The following is a 13,549-nucleotide window of genomic DNA, read 5'->3' as shown; positions in this document are numbered from 1 at the left end:
TCGTAGGGTTCTCGTCGTAATTGTCCCGTGATACGTTCCTGCGCCGTGTCCCCCATTGGTGAACGTGCGCACGTGGTGATCGTGTCACTCAGTGTGCTGCTCGGCGTTTTTTCTGCCGCGGCAGGCACCTGGATGGCCACCGCGGAAGGAAACACCGCGGAGCTCGGCGCCGCGGCGCTGGTCCTGCCCAACGCGCCCGCCGGCGCCGGCAGTGGCAGCGGGACCGACCTCGCCGGCGGCCAGGTCCAGACCACCACCCCCGGTCAGCCCGCCGCGCCCCCGAGCTCGGCCCCGGCTCCGACGTCCTCCAGCGCGGAACCCACGCCGACCGAGACGTCCGCCGCGCCACAGCCCTCGACGTCCGAAGCTCCACCGCCGCCGTCGACCACCAAGCCCGCCGCCCGCGTGGCGCCTTCGACGGCCGCTCAGGTCATCGCGCTGGTCAACGACGAGCGCGCCAAGGTCGGCTGTGAGCCGCTGACCGAGGAATCGCACGTCACGAAGGCCGCGCAGGACTACAGCGACCAGATGTCGGCCGAGAACTTCTTCTCCCACACCAGCCCCGACGGCACGACCTTCGACCAGCGCATCAAGCAGGCCGGTTACCCGAAGCCGGGCGCGGAGAACATCGCGCGCGGGCAGACGTCCGCGGCGCAGGTCATGGACTCCTGGATGAACTCCGAAGGCCACCGCGCGAACATCCTGAACTGCTCGCTCAAGAAGATCGGCGTCGGCGTCACCACCGCGGGCTGGTACTGGGTCCAGGACTTCGGGTACTGAACCAAAGCCGCTAAGGCTTGCTCCACCGCTCGGCGATGTCGCCGTACCGCGCCAGCACCGTTGCCCGCAGGTCCGGATCCGACCGCGGCACCGGCTCGATGAACACCTCGGTGACGTCGTGGAACGCCTCGGTCAGCTCGGACGCGAGCCGGACGCAGGCGCGTTCGAGGTCGGCGGCGCCGAGTGAGTCGTCGAAGTCCACGCGGGTGCAGACCAGCACCTGATCGGTGCCCATCAGCATGGTCTGCAGGTCGACGACGGCTTCGATCTCCGGCGCGGCGGTCAGGTGGTCGCGGATGCCGCGGACCAGCGTCGGGTCGGCCTGGCGCCCGACCAGCAGGCCGCGGTTGGTGCGGCCGAGCAGGTAGGCGACGCAGGCGAGCAGCAGGCCGATGGCGATCGACGCGACGCCGTCCCAGATCTCGGAGCCGGTGAGCTGGTGCAGGCCGATGCCGCCGAAGGCGAGCAGCAGGCCGATCAGCGCGGCCGAGTCCTCGAACAGCACGGTCTTCGGCGTCGGGTCGTCGATGAGCCGCAGGTACGTCCACAGCGAGCGGTTCTCGGCCTTCGACTCCCGGACGACCTGGCGCACCGCCTGCAGCCACGACGTGCCTTCGAGCAGGAACGCCACGGCGAGGACGATGTAGCTGAGCAACGACGTGCTCTGCGCTTCGCCGTGCCCGAGCAGCGTCGAAACGCCCTCGTAGAGCGCGAACATCGCACCCGAAGCGAAGATCGAGACGGCCGCGAGCAGCGACCAGAAGTACCGCTCCTTGCCGTAGCCGAAGGGGTGCACGCGGTCGGCGGGGCGCTCCGAGCGCTTCAGCGCTGTCAGCAGCAGGACTTCGGTGATCGTGTCGGCCACCGAGTGCGCCGCTTCGGACAGCATGGCGCCCGAGCCGGTGATGATGCCCGCGACCAGCTTCATGATGGCGATCGCCAGGTTCACCCCGCCGGCGAGCAGGACGGTCAGGGTGCTTTCGCCGCCGGAGTTCCCGGAGTCTTCCTCGCTCACCTTGGTGAGCGTAGTGCTCAGAGGCGGCGCAGGCCGTGCAGAACGCGTTCCATGAGCGCCATCGCCGGCCGGCCGTCGGCACTGGTCCGGCTGTCGTGGATGGTCACCAGGCCCTGTTCGGCCATGTCGTCGAGCAGGACGCGCACGACGCCGAGCGGCACGCTCAACGTGGCCGCGACCTCGGCGACCGAACGCGGGTGCAGGCACAGCGAGCGCACCGAGCGGATCTCGCCGGTCACCCGGGCGCCGTCCCAGTGCGCCTCGGCCCGCGTCGAGACCATCGCTTCGATCGCGAGGTGCCGCCGGGACTGCGTCCGGCCGCGCGTGAGGACGTACGGGCGCACGAGGGTGCGCTGTGTGGGTACGTAGTCCTGGGCGAGCCGGATTTCGTCCGGGATGGGGTGGAGTGCGTGTCGGCCGGTCGTAGTGGTCCGCCGGTCCTCGGCCATCCGTGCCGCCCCCTGATTCCTTGATCGTCAATGGTGCCCTCGCTGGCAACGGCGGCGGCGAGGAAAGGCCAGGATACGCCGCTTGTCCAGGGTTCAGGCCGTCGTTTCTCCTCAACCTGATGGGCCATTTCGGTGATTATCATGAACAACTTTCAGGAAAACGATTACTTTCACGAAGTCCCAGCTAGCGAGCCTGACAGACAGGACAAAGGTGTGACAACGGGTAGTGGAATGGCTACCTGATTGCCAATCTTGCCGATCACGAAAACGGCCCCGGTCAGGAGTCCTGACCGGGGCCGTGCGTTCTCGGGAAATGTGTCACTCCTCCGCGAGTGACGGCGCTCCGAGCGCGATCGGCTTCGGTTCCGGCTTCCGCTTGACCGACTCCAGCAGCATCTGCGCGACGTCGACGATCTCGACCTTCTCGCTCGCGCTGCCGTCGGCCTGGCGGGCGGTGAGGCCGTCGTTCAGCATCACCTTGCAGAACGGGCAGCCGGTGGCGATCTTCGACGGCGCGGTGCCGAGCGCCTCGTCGACGCGCTCGATGTTGATCCGCTTGCCGATCTTCTCTTCCATCCACATCCGCGCGCCGCCCGCGCCGCAGCACATCGACTTGTCGCCGTGCCGTGGCATCTCCCGCAGCTGCGCCCCGGTCGCGCCGACCAGCTCGCGCGGCGCCTCGTAGACCTTGTTGTGGCGGCCGAGGTAGCACGGGTCGTGGTAGGTGACGTCCTCGGCGACCGGCGCCACCGGCACCAGCTGCTTCTCCCGCACCAGGCGGTTCAGCAGCTGCGTGTGGTGCACGACGTCGAACTGGCCGCCCAGCTCCGGGTACTCGTTGGCGAGGGTGTTGAAGCAGTGCGCGCAGGTCACGACGACCTTGCGGGCCTTGCGCTCGCGGCCCTCGAACACCGAGTTCAGGACCTCGACGTTCTGCTGGGCCAGCATCTGGAAGAGGAACTCGTTGCCGGCGCGGCGGGCCGGGTCACCGGTGCACGACTCCTCCGAGCCGAGCACCTTGTACTTCACGTCGGCCATGTGCAGCAGCTCCGCGACCGCGCGCGTCGTCTTCTTCGCGCGGTCCTCGAACGCGCCCGCACAGCCGACCCAGAACAGGTATTCCGCGTCGCCCATGTCGCCGTCGAACACCGGGACCTCGAAGTCGAGGTCTTCGGTCCAGGCCAGCCGGTCCTTGGCGTTCTGGCCCCACGGGTTGCCCTTGTTCTCCAGGTTCTTGAACATGCCGTTCAGTTCGCTGGGGAACGACGACTCGATCATCACCTGGTAGCGGCGCATGTCGACGATGTGGTCGACGTGCTCGATGTCGACCGGGCACTGCTCGACGCAGGCGCCGCAGCTGGTGCAGGACCACAGGACGTCCGGGTCGATGACGCCGCCGTCGTCCCCGATCAGGGCCTTCTGCGACTCGGCGATCGCCAGGACGTCGATGCCCGCGTACATGTTCTCGCCGGACAGGCCGACCTCGTCGCCCGCCATGTCCCGCTTGCCGCCCGCCAGCAGGTACGGCGCCTTCGCGTACGCGTGGTCACGCAGCTGCGTGATGAGCAGCTTCGGCGACAGCGGCTTGCCGGTGTTCCACGCGGGGCACTGCTCCTGGCAGCGGCCGCACTCGGTGCACGTCGAGAAGTCCAGCCAGCCCTTCCAGCTGAAGTCCTCGATCTTGCCGACGCCGAAGGTGTCCTCGTCGGGGTCGGCTTCCTCGAGGTCGAGGACCTTGCCGCCGCTCATCATCGGCTTGAGCGCGCCCAGTGCGACGCCGCCGTCGGCCTCGCGCTTGAAGTAGATGTTGAAGAACGCGCTGAAGCGGTGCCACGCGATGCCCATGGTCATCGTGCGCGCGACGACGATCAGCCAGACCGTGGCGCTCATCAGCTTGACGAACGCGAAGACCGTGACCAGGTTCGGGCTGGCCGGCAGCAGCTGGCCGATCGGGTTCGAGACGAAGGACGCCCACAGCGGCCCCTCGTGCGTGTTCAGCGCGGACTTCGCGGCCCGGACGCCGATGATGCCGATGCCCTCGATGAGGACGACGGCCTCGATGAAGTACGCCCACTTGAAGTTGGAGCCGGCGAAGCGCGACTGACGGTCGGCGCGGCGCGGGTGGTTGCGCTGCCGGATCGCCATCAGGACCAGGATGCCGACGATCGTGCCCAGCCCGAGCAGCTCCATGAGCAGCTGGAACGGCGGGAAGTCGTCGAGGATCGGCCAGCCCCACGTCGGGACGAAGACCTCGCCGTAGGCCTCGAACAGGGCGAGCGAGCCGAGCAGGAAGCCCCACATCACCAGCCAGTGGGCCGGGCCGACGCTGCGCTTCCGGTTCATCCGCGTGTGCGCGGCGAACTCCTTGATCAGCGTCTTCATGCGCGGCATGAACGGCCCGTTGCGCGTCGAGTCGGGCTGGCCGAGGCGGATCACCCGTACGAAACGGGCGATGGTCGCGGCGAACATGCCCCAGGCGACGAGGCCGAGCACGACGGAGATTCCGCCGAGCGTCAGTTGCAGAGCGCCCATCGTTCGGGTGCCTTTCGTCCGGGAAACTGCGTTGATCAAAGCAGTGGTGGTGCGGGGAGACTAACCGTCCTTACTGATGAGTAACCCGTTGAGTGGCCCTAAGTCCCACCGATGTGGTGTACGTCGCTCTTTGTTTCGGGACGATCGTTCAGGTAGTTTTCACCCTATGGTGAAGCTGCAAGTGGACGGCCGTAAGGCGCGCGGCGAGAAGCGGCGCGCCGAACTCATCGAGGCCACGCTGCGAATCATCGAGCGCGACGGCGTCGCGGGCGTCACCCACCGCACGGTCGCGGCCGAGGCCGGCGTGCCGACGACGTCCACGACCTACCACTTCTCGTCGCTGGACGACCTCCTGGTCGCCACGCTCATCTCGTGCGCGAGGGACATGGCGACCGAGGTCTACTGGATGATCGACCGGGCCCGGTCCCGCGGGTCGCGCGGCGCCGAGGAGGTCGCGGCCCTGCTCGCCGAGGCGCTCGGCCCGCGGCGCGGGCGCACGATGGCGGAGTACGAGCTGTACCTCCTGGCCGCGCGGAAGCCGGAGCTGCGGCCGGCCGCGCGCCGCTGGCTGGACGTCCTGACGTCGATGGTCCGCCACGACGACGAAGTGGCGTTCCGGGTGTTCCTCGCGGGCATCGACGGGCTGCTCATCCAGGGCCTGATCGACGACGGGCCGCCGTCGGCCGACGAGCTGCGTCCGGTGGTCGACTACCTGCTGAAACCGCGTTGACGGCTGTCTTAGTTTCGGATCATGAGGACCTTCGGTGACTACGAGCTCGACGACGACCGCGCGCGGCTGGACCTCGACGTGGTGTGGAAGTTCCTCTCCACCGAGGCCTACTGGGGGCGCTGGCGCACCCGGGCGCAGGTCGAAGCCGCCGTCGACGGCTCGTGGCGGGTCGTCGGCGCCTACCGGAACGGCTCGATGGTGGGGTTCGCCCGCGCCTTCTCGGACGGCGTCTCGTCCGCGTACCTCGCCGACGTCTTCGTCCTCGACTCCGCGCGCGGCAGCGGTCTCGGCAAGGAGATCGTGCGCGAGATGATCGACAACGGACCCGGCGCGCAGTTTCGGTGGATGCTGCACACCGCCGACGCGCACGGGCTGTACCGGCAGTTCGGCTTCGCCGAGCACACCCGCGGGCACTACCTCGAGCGGGAAGGGCCCAACTCGGCGAACTTCGTCGGCTAACGCAGCTCGGCGAGGAGGGCGTCCCACGATCGAGTGGACGTTTCGAGGGTTCCGCCCGGGCGGTCCTTCGTGTCACGGATCCGCACCACCGGGGCCAGCGCCACTTCCACGCAGTCGGCCTCTTGGCCGCTGTAGGTCGACTTCCGCCAGGTCACGTCAGGCCTCCAGTTCGGCGATCACCCCCTCGATGAACGCGCGGGATTCGTCCACGTCCAAGGCGAGGGATGCCACGGTCTTCGCGGCCGACTTGTAGTCCGCCACCTGATCCTCATCGTAGAGGTAGGCGCTCCCGCGATGCTGGTCCAAGAAGACGATGGAGGGCAGGTCGGAGTACTCGAATACGGCGAAAGAACCGTTGAGGCCGGGGTGGAAATCGCCGCCGGACGGCACTACCCGGACCGCCAGCCGTCGCGGGAGACCGAGGAGGTGGCGAAGCTGGTCGGTCAACGCCTCCGTGCCGCCCACCCGCTGCCGGAGCGCGGTTTCGCCGAGCAGGAACGAGCAATCCGGCGCGCGGTGCTCGCGCATGGCCGCCTGCCGGACCATGCGCACCCGCAGTCGCTGCTCGACCAGCTGTGCGGGAGAACCGCCGTAGGACAGGATCGACCGGGCGTAGTCGGGCGTCTGCAGCAGGCCGTGCACCAGCATCGGCTGCCAGCTGAAGATCGCGGCCGCGGTGCGCTCGTACTCGGCCAGCGTCGTGAGGATCGCGGGCGCGTCCGGCATCTCCTTCTCGGCCCAGTTCGGCTCACGCGCGGTGCGGGCCAGCTCGAACAGCCTGTCGCGCTCCTCGCCGAGCACCCGCAGCTGCCCGAGCAGGAGCGCGACCTCCTCGATCCGGGGCACGCGCAGCCCGAGCTCCCAGTTGGACAGCTCGGCCGCGTGCACGCCGGTGGCGCGGGCCAGCTCGCGCAGCCCGTACCCGCGCGCCTTCCGCGCTTTCCGCAGTCCGAACCCCAGCGCTCTCGACCGGGGTGTCGCTATCGGTGGTGGCATGACCGCAGTGTGTCAGCGGGGTCCGACAAAAACGGGCCCGGCTCCGTTGCCGATCCGCAACAGCGCCGGGCCCGTCGTGCGAAAGCTCAGCCCTTGTTCTCGTACACCGGCGTGAGCACCGCGCGGGCCAGCGTGTGGCCGAACATGTTGAAGCCGAGGAACGCCGGCGTCGCGTCCTCCGGCACGTCCAGCTTGTCCAGATCGAGGGCGTGCACCGCGAAGTAGTAGCGGTGCGGGCCGTGCCCGGGCGGGGGTGCCGCGCCGAGGAACTGCTTGACGCCGCCGTCGCCCTTCAGCGTCACCGCGCCTTCCGGCAGGCCCGAGCCGTCTCCCGCGCCGGACGCCAGCTCCGTCACCGAAACCGGGACGTTGAACACCGCCCAGTGCCAGAATCCGCTGCCGGTCGGGGCGTCCGGGTCGTAGCAGGTGATCGCGAAGCTCTTCGTCTCCGCGGGGAAGCCGTCCCACGCCAGGTGCGGCGAACGGTCCTCGCCACCGGCGCCGAAGATGCCGGACAAGTGGGGCGTGGCCAGGGTTTCGCCGTCGGCGACGTCGTTGCTGCGGAGGGTGAAGGACGGCACGTCGGGCAGGAACTCGTACGGGCCGGGTGCTTGCGGCATGGATCCTCCTGATCATGGCACTGGAGACTTCGCCAGGTTAGGCCCAGGGCACCGTCCCCGCGTCTCAGGGAGGTATCTCAGGGTCTTTCGGGGGGTTACCCCCATGTACGGCCCGCTCACCTCGTCATAACGTTTCTCACGCAGAGGAAACAACACTGAGGGGACCAACGACCATGGCGCGCCCGCTTCTGGCTCTGGGTGGCATCGTCCTGATCGGCGTCGGCCTGGCCACCGCGCTCGGGTGGGGCTGGGGTTCGGACTTCGACAACACCGGCACCGTTGCGCAGACCATCCGCAGCGTGAAGCTGGAGGGCGACGCGGGATCGGTGAAGATCCGCACCGGCTCCGGGCCGTCGACGGTGCACGAAGAGGTCAGCTACCACTGGCGGAGCAAGCCGAGCGGCCCCTTCTACCGCGTCGACGGCGACCAGCTGGTGCTCGGCGATTGCGGCACGAACTGCTCGGTCGACTTCGAGGTCGTCGTGCCGCGCGGGGTGCCGGTCACGGGGAACGTCGACTCCGGGGGGCTGGACATCGCCGGGGTGTCGAGTGTGGACGTTCACGCCGATTCCGGGCAAGCCCGCGTCGAGGACGTCTCCGGCGCGGTGAAACTGGTGCTGGACAGCGGCTCGATCGACCTGCGGGACGTCGGCGAAGTCCAGCTGCAGAGCGACTCCGGCAGCATCACCGGCCGCGACGTGCGCGGCCCGGTCGACGTGACGTCCTCCAGCGGCAGCGTCGACTTCACGCTGGCCCAGGCGAACGACGTGAAGGTGCACGCCGACAGCGGCAGCATCGAGCTGGCCGTGCCGGGCGGGCCGTACCGCGTCGAGGGCAACAGCGACAGCGGGCACCGCGAGTTCGGCGTCCCGACCGACCGGTCCGCCCAGCACGTGCTGGACCTGACGACCGAAAGCGGCAGCGTCACGGTTCGCGCGGCCTGACCTTTCTCTTACTACGGGGGCATTTCCGATGGGCAGGATCGAACGGCGGGTGCTGGTGGCCGCGCTGCTGGGGGCGGTCGCGATGTTCGGGGCCGTGGGCTTCTCGCGCGGCGAGCCGGCGGAAACGCCGGCGCAGGGGGTACCGGTCGCCGCGGATTCCCACTATCGGGTGACTTCTTGGGTGGGGCCCCCGGCAGAAGTCGTTGTGCAGCAAGGAAACCCGGATTTCTTCTTCTCTTCCTGGACGGCCCGCCGCTCCTGAACTGTCGGTGGCCGCTGTTAGGAAGGAAGCACGCCGAAGGCCGGCGTGCAGGGGGAGGAACCACATCATGGACGTGCGCCGGGTCGTCGCGGTCATCGCGGCGGTCGTTTTCGTGGCGGCGGTACCGGCCGTCGCCTCAGCGTCGGGTCTGGCGTGGCGCCCGTGCGCCACGCAGCAGGAGCCGTCGGCGGAGTGCGCGACGGTCGACGTGCCGATCGACCGCGCGCGGCCGGAACTCGGGTCGGCGCAGCTGGCGCTGGCCCGGCTGCCCGCACTCGATCCGGGCGGGCGGATCGGCTCGCTGCTGGTGAACCCGGGCGGGCCGGGCGGTTCCGGCGTCGGCTTCGTGCAGTTCGGCGGGCTGGCCTCGCCGGATCTCGCGCAGCTGCGGCAGCGGTTCGACGTCGTGGGGTTCGATCCGCGCGGCGACTGGTACAGCACGCCACGCATCACGTGCGACGCGGCGACGCTGTTCGATCCGGCCCTGAACCGGTTCCCGTCGACGCGGGCCGGGTTCGACGCGCTGGTCGCGCACAACCGCAAGGCGGGCGCGGACTGCCTGGCCCGCACCGGGCCGCTGCTGGCGAACGCGGACACGCAGAGCGCGGCCGAGGACATCGAGACGATCCGGGCCGCGCTCGGCGAGCCTCGAATTTCCTGGCTGGGCCTGTCCTACGGCACCGAGCTGGGCGCGGTTTACGCGTCGAAGCACCCCGGCCGGGTGCGGGCGATGGTGCTCGACGGCGCGATCGACCACGCGCGGCCGATGAACCAGGCGATCCTCGAGGAGGCCGCGGCCACCGAGGATGCGCTGGTCCGGTTCGCGGACTGGTGCCGCGCCGCGCCCGGCTGCGCCCTGCACGGCCGGGACGTCCTGCGCTTCTACGACGACGTCGTGGCCAGGGCGGCGCGCGGCTTGATCTGGTCGAGCGACCTGGGCCGGCCCGCGACGGCCGACGAGGTCTCGGCGGGGGTGTACGGCCACCTCTACCTCCGTGACGACTGGCCGGCACTGGGCCGGGACCTGGCCGCGGCCGGTGGCGAGTTCCCCGACGCGAAGGGACTGACCGAACGCAACCAGTTCCGGTCGCCGATCTACGGGGCGTACCGGGCGATCGGCTGCCACGACTTCCCCTCGCCGTTCACCGGGCCGGCGGACCTGGACCGGATGGCCCGGCTGGTGCGCGCGGCGGCCCCGCACAGCTGGCGGTACTCGGAGTACTGGGACTTCGCGAGCGGGTGCACGGGCTGGCCGATCCCGCCGAAGAACCCACCCCGGCCACACCCGGTCCACGGCGCCCCACCGATCCTGGTCGTGGGCGGCGCCCACGACCCGGCAACCCCGCTGGCCTGGGCCCGCGGCTTGGCGGCAAGCATCGACGGCGCGGCACTGCTGACCCGCACCGACGACGGCCACACGGGACTGTTCAACACCGCCTGCGCCCGGGCCGCCGAGGTCGCGTACCTGGTGAGAGGCGTTGTTCCTGGTCGCGGGGCGGTCTGCCGGTGAGCCGGTTCGGTTGGCCGGGCGGGTCTGGCGGGGCTCGGGTTCGGGCGGTGCGGCTGCGGGCTTGCGCCGGGTGTGGCCGGGACGGCCGGGTCAGGTTCGCCCGGTGCGGCGGCGGGCCGGGGGCTTGCGCGGGGTGGGCGCTGGGCTGCGGTTCGCGGCGGATCCACCCTCCGGCCGGTGGCCGGATCCACCTCCCGACTGGTGGCCGGATCCGTGGTCGGATTCGCAGCTGTCCGATGGCTGGGTGCCCCAGGCCGCGGCAGCAGCCGGCTGCCGGGCCGTCCCCGGGGCGCCCGGTGCCCGCGGATTGCCGACCGTTGCCCGCTGGGTGCTCGCGTCCCCAAGGCTCTCGGGCGCCCCGTCCGGCCGTCGACAGGTGTCCCCGTCGGCAATACCGCTGGTCGCGAGCGGTCTGCCAGCCAGCCGAACCACTGGGTGAGCGGCGTCACAGGAGGTTCGGAGCCCTCGCTCACCGGCCCCGGGAACAAGAACCCGGATCGCCTCGTTAGGCTGGGTACAGAGGTTGAGCGCAGTCGACTCAAGTCCGGCTTGACGGAGTGCGCGAAGGCCCGATAAAACTTGCCAGGGTCTCGCTCAAGGCGAGCGCAAACCTGCAGGTCATGAACATAGCAGTCGCAAACAGGAGGAAGCACCATGGCGCGAGCGGTCGGCATCGACCTCGGCACGACCAACTCGGTCGTCGCCGTCCTTGAGGGCGGCGAGCCGACGGTCATCGCCAACTCGGAAGGCTCCCGGACCACCCCTTCGATCGTCGCCTTCGCCAAGAACGGCGAAGTGCTGACCGGCCAGCCGGCGAAGAACCAGGCCGTCACGAACGTCGACCGGACGATCCGGTCCGTGAAGCGGCACATCGGCACCGACTGGAAGACCGAGATCGACGGGAAGAACTACACCTCCCAGGAAATCAGCGCGCGCGTGCTGATGAAGCTGAAGCGCGACGCCGAGGCGTACCTGGGCGAGACGATCACCGACGCGGTCATCACCGTCCCGGCGTACTTCGAGGACGCCCAGCGGCAGGCCACGAAGGAAGCCGGCCAGATCGCCGGCCTGAACGTGCTCCGCATCGTCAACGAGCCGACCGCCGCCGCGCTGGCGTACGGCCTGGACAAGGGCGAGAAGGAACAGACCATTCTGGTCTTCGACCTCGGTGGTGGCACCTTCGACGTCTCGCTGCTGGAGATCGGTGAGGGCGTCGTCGAGGTCCGCGCCACCTCCGGTGACAACCACCTCGGTGGTGACGACTGGGACGAGCGCATCGTCAAGTGGCTGGTCGACAAGTTCAAGGCCACGAACGGCATCGACCTGACCAAGGACAAGATGGCGCTGCAGCGCATCCGCGAGGCGGCGGAGAAGGCGAAGATCGAGCTGTCCAGCTCGAACTCGGCCAGCATCAACCTGCCGTACATCACCGTGGACGCGGACAAGAACCCGCTGTTCCTCGACGAGACGCTCTCGCGCGCCGAGTTCCAGAAGATCACCGCGGACCTGCTCGAGCGCACCCGGAACCCGTTCAACAACGTCATCCGGGACGCGGGCATCGCCGTCGGCGACATCGACCACGTCGTGCTCGTCGGTGGTTCCACCCGCATGCCGGCCGTGTCGGACCTGGTCAAGGAGCTGACCGGCGGCCGCGAGCCGAACAAGGGCGTGAACCCGGACGAGGTCGTCGCGGTCGGCGCGGCGCTGCAGGCCGGTGTGCTGAAGGGCGAGGTCAAGGACGTCCTCCTGCTGGACGTCACGCCGCTTTCGCTCGGCATCGAGACCAAGGGTGGCGTCTTCACCAAGCTCATCGAGCGCAACACCACGATCCCGACCAAGCGCTCGGAGATCTTCTCCACCGCGGACGACAACCAGCCGTCGGTGCAGATCCAGGTGTTCCAGGGTGAGCGCGAGATCGCCGCGCACAACAAGAAGCTCGGCATGTTCGAGCTGACCGGTCTCCCGCCGGCCCCGCGTGGCGTGCCGCAGATCGAGGTCACCTTCGACATCGACGCCAACGGCATCGTGCACGTGACCGCGAAGGACCTGGGCACGAACAAGGAACAGTCGATGACGATCACCGGTGGCTCCGCGCTGCCGAAGGACGACATCGAGCGCATGGTCAAGGACGCCGAGGCCCACGCCGAGGAAGACAAGACCCGGCGCGAAGAGGCGGAAACCCGCAACCAGGCGGAGACGCTGGTCTACCAGACCGAGAAGTTCCTCAAGGACAACGACGACAAGCTGCCCGAGGACCTCAAGGCCAAGGTCAAGTCCGCGATCGACGAGTCGAACGAAGCGCTCAAGGGCACCGACTCGACCAAGATCCGCGAGTCGATCGAGAAGCTGAACACCGCTTCGCAGGAGCTGGGCACCGCCCTGTACGCCAACGCGAACGCCGACGCGGCGGCCGGTGCGGCCGGTGCCTCGGGCGCGGCCGGTGCGGACCAGGCCGGTGCGGCCGGTGGCCAGGCCAAGGCCGATGACGTGGTGGACGCCGAGATCGTCGAAGAGGACGAGAAGAAGTGACCCACAGCTACGACGAATCCGAGAACCAGGGCCGAGGCCCCGAGGAGCCGGTGGTCGTGCGGGATCGGCGGCGGGTGGACCCCCAGACCGGGCAGGTCCGCCCGCCCGGTCCGGCCCACGCCGCCCCGGAGCCGGAGGAAGCGCCCGTGGAGCACGCGGGCCCCTCGCTCGGCGAAACCATCGTGGACGACTCGGTGTCGGTCGTCTCCGACGTGGAGAAGGAGCTGGCCGAGCGCACCGCCGACCTCCAGCGCCTGCAGGCCGAGTACGCCAACTACCGCAAGCGCGTCGAGCGTGACCGCGAGGCGGTCGTGATCGGCGCGAAGGCGACCGTCGTGAACGACCTGCTTCCGCTGCTCGACGACCTCGAGCGGGCCGAGCAGCACGGCGACCTCACCGGCGCGTTCAAGGCCGTCGGTGACAAGCTGATCAGCGGCCTGCAGCGCGCGGGCCTCGAATCGTTCGGTACCGAGGGCGAGCCCTTCGACCCGAGCGTGCACGAGGCCGTCCAGCACAACACCTCGCCGGACGTGGCGGGCCCGACGGTCACCGTGGTCATGCGCCGCGGGTACCGCTTCGGGGATCGCGTACTGCGGGCGGCGCTGGTCGGCGTGACCGACCACGAGCCCGGTGCGGCCCCGGGGGACCCGTCCGTGGGTGGCGAGCTGCCACTCGGCGGCGGAGTCGATGAGCAGCAGCAGTAAGCACTATCCGGTTCAAGTG

General features: G+C 69.5%; 14 protein-coding genes. 8 read left to right on the top strand and 6 right to left on the bottom strand.

Features of this window, described 5'->3' with window-relative positions; translation table 11 throughout:
- Nucleotides 1-72 precede the first annotated feature (72 nt).
- Entirely contained in the window at nt 73-780 is a 708-nt protein-coding gene (locus AB0F52_RS06245; protein WP_360165110.1) for a CAP domain-containing protein, read from the top strand.
- 10 nt (nt 781-790) lie between these two features.
- Here the strand turns inward: AB0F52_RS06245 and AB0F52_RS06240 are convergent, their stop codons facing one another.
- From AB0F52_RS06240 to AB0F52_RS06230, 3 genes are all read right to left on the bottom strand, one after another.
- Nucleotides 791-1,795 (bottom strand): cation diffusion facilitator family transporter, encoded by a 1,005-nt coding sequence (locus AB0F52_RS06240; RefSeq protein ID WP_360165108.1) that lies wholly within the window; start codon nt 1,793-1,795, stop codon nt 791-793.
- 17 nt (nt 1,796-1,812) lie between these two features.
- Nucleotides 1,813-2,244: a DUF742 domain-containing protein gene (locus tag AB0F52_RS06235; protein ID WP_360165106.1), complete on the bottom strand. Its 432-nt coding sequence runs from the start codon at nt 2,242-2,244 to the stop codon at nt 1,813-1,815.
- 318 nt (nt 2,245-2,562) lie between these two features.
- On the bottom strand, nt 2,563-4,776 hold the full coding sequence (locus AB0F52_RS06230) for a (Fe-S)-binding protein (protein ID WP_360165104.1): 2,214 nt from the start codon (nt 4,774-4,776) through the stop codon (nt 2,563-2,565).
- Between the two features lie 169 nt (nt 4,777-4,945).
- On the opposite strand from AB0F52_RS06230, the gene AB0F52_RS06225 reads away from it, so the two are divergent.
- The gene (locus tag AB0F52_RS06225; protein ID WP_167455037.1) at nt 4,946-5,506 is read left to right on the top strand and encodes a TetR family transcriptional regulator; all 561 of its coding nucleotides are present in this window, start codon (nt 4,946-4,948) and stop codon (nt 5,504-5,506) included.
- 21 nt (nt 5,507-5,527) lie between these two features.
- On the top strand, nt 5,528-5,965 hold the full coding sequence (locus AB0F52_RS06220) for a GNAT family N-acetyltransferase (protein ID WP_360165102.1): 438 nt from the start codon (nt 5,528-5,530) through the stop codon (nt 5,963-5,965).
- Here AB0F52_RS06220 and AB0F52_RS06215 read toward each other — a convergent pair.
- From AB0F52_RS06215 to AB0F52_RS06205, 3 genes are all read right to left on the bottom strand, one after another.
- On the bottom strand, nt 5,962-6,120 hold the full coding sequence (locus tag AB0F52_RS06215) for a DUF397 domain-containing protein (RefSeq protein ID WP_360165100.1): 159 nt from the start codon (nt 6,118-6,120) through the stop codon (nt 5,962-5,964). The two genes, AB0F52_RS06220 and AB0F52_RS06215, sit on opposite strands and share 4 nt — an antisense overlap.
- 1 nt (nt 6,121) lies before the next feature.
- On the bottom strand, nt 6,122-6,961 hold the full coding sequence (locus tag AB0F52_RS06210; RefSeq protein WP_360165098.1) for a helix-turn-helix transcriptional regulator: 840 nt from the start codon (nt 6,959-6,961) through the stop codon (nt 6,122-6,124).
- 86 nt (nt 6,962-7,047) lie between these two features.
- Entirely contained in the window at nt 7,048-7,581 is a 534-nt protein-coding gene (locus tag AB0F52_RS06205) for a YbhB/YbcL family Raf kinase inhibitor-like protein (protein WP_360165096.1), read from the bottom strand.
- 173 nt (nt 7,582-7,754) lie between these two features.
- On the opposite strand from AB0F52_RS06205, the gene AB0F52_RS06200 reads away from it, so the two are divergent.
- From AB0F52_RS06200 to grpE, 5 genes are all read left to right on the top strand, one after another.
- Entirely contained in the window at nt 7,755-8,525 is a 771-nt protein-coding gene (locus tag AB0F52_RS06200) for a DUF4097 family beta strand repeat-containing protein (protein ID WP_360165094.1), read from the top strand.
- Between the two features lie 28 nt (nt 8,526-8,553).
- Nucleotides 8,554-8,787 carry a hypothetical protein gene (locus AB0F52_RS06195; RefSeq protein ID WP_360165092.1) on the top strand — a complete coding sequence of 78 codons (234 nt, stop codon included), beginning with the start codon at nt 8,554-8,556 and terminating at the stop codon, nt 8,785-8,787.
- 67 nt (nt 8,788-8,854) lie between these two features.
- Nucleotides 8,855-10,297 carry an alpha/beta hydrolase gene (locus tag AB0F52_RS06190; protein ID WP_360165090.1) on the top strand — a complete coding sequence of 481 codons (1,443 nt, stop codon included), beginning with the start codon at nt 8,855-8,857 and terminating at the stop codon, nt 10,295-10,297.
- 654 nt (nt 10,298-10,951) lie between these two features.
- Nucleotides 10,952-12,826 (top strand): molecular chaperone DnaK, encoded by a 1,875-nt coding sequence (dnaK, locus tag AB0F52_RS06185; protein WP_103338017.1) that lies wholly within the window; start codon nt 10,952-10,954, stop codon nt 12,824-12,826.
- Nucleotides 12,823-13,530: a nucleotide exchange factor GrpE gene (grpE, locus tag AB0F52_RS06180; protein WP_360165087.1), complete on the top strand. Its 708-nt coding sequence runs from the start codon at nt 12,823-12,825 to the stop codon at nt 13,528-13,530. The genes dnaK and grpE overlap by 4 nt, the downstream gene beginning before the upstream one ends.
- Nucleotides 13,531-13,549 lie beyond the last annotated feature (19 nt).

The organism is Amycolatopsis sp. NPDC024027 (assembly GCF_040638975.1).
In the GTDB taxonomy this organism is placed as follows: Bacteria; Actinomycetota; Actinomycetes; order Mycobacteriales; family Pseudonocardiaceae; genus Amycolatopsis.
The sequence above is the reverse complement of the archived record's forward strand: the minus strand, read 5'-3'. Positions and strand labels throughout refer to the sequence as shown.

Bases quoted from the DNA above. Each gene is read 5' to 3' on its own strand.
- AB0F52_RS06235 (WP_360165106.1), bottom strand. From the start codon at position 2,244: ATGGCCGAGGACCGGCGGACCACTACGACCGGCCGACACGCACTCCAC.
- AB0F52_RS06230 (WP_360165104.1), bottom strand. From the start codon at position 4,776: ATGGGCGCTCTGCAACTGACGCTCGGCGGAATCTCCGTCGTGCTCGGC.
- AB0F52_RS06220 (WP_360165102.1), top strand. From the start codon at position 5,528: ATGAGGACCTTCGGTGACTACGAGCTCGACGACGACCGCGCGCGGCTG.
- AB0F52_RS06210 (WP_360165098.1), bottom strand. From the start codon at position 6,961: ATGCCACCACCGATAGCGACACCCCGGTCGAGAGCGCTGGGGTTCGGA.
- AB0F52_RS06205 (WP_360165096.1), bottom strand. From the start codon at position 7,581: ATGCCGCAAGCACCCGGCCCGTACGAGTTCCTGCCCGACGTGCCGTCC.
- AB0F52_RS06200 (WP_360165094.1), top strand. From the start codon at position 7,755: ATGGCGCGCCCGCTTCTGGCTCTGGGTGGCATCGTCCTGATCGGCGTC.
- AB0F52_RS06195 (WP_360165092.1), top strand. From the start codon at position 8,554: ATGGGCAGGATCGAACGGCGGGTGCTGGTGGCCGCGCTGCTGGGGGCG.
- AB0F52_RS06190 (WP_360165090.1), top strand. From the start codon at position 8,855: ATGGACGTGCGCCGGGTCGTCGCGGTCATCGCGGCGGTCGTTTTCGTG.
- dnaK (WP_103338017.1), top strand. From the start codon at position 10,952: ATGGCGCGAGCGGTCGGCATCGACCTCGGCACGACCAACTCGGTCGTC.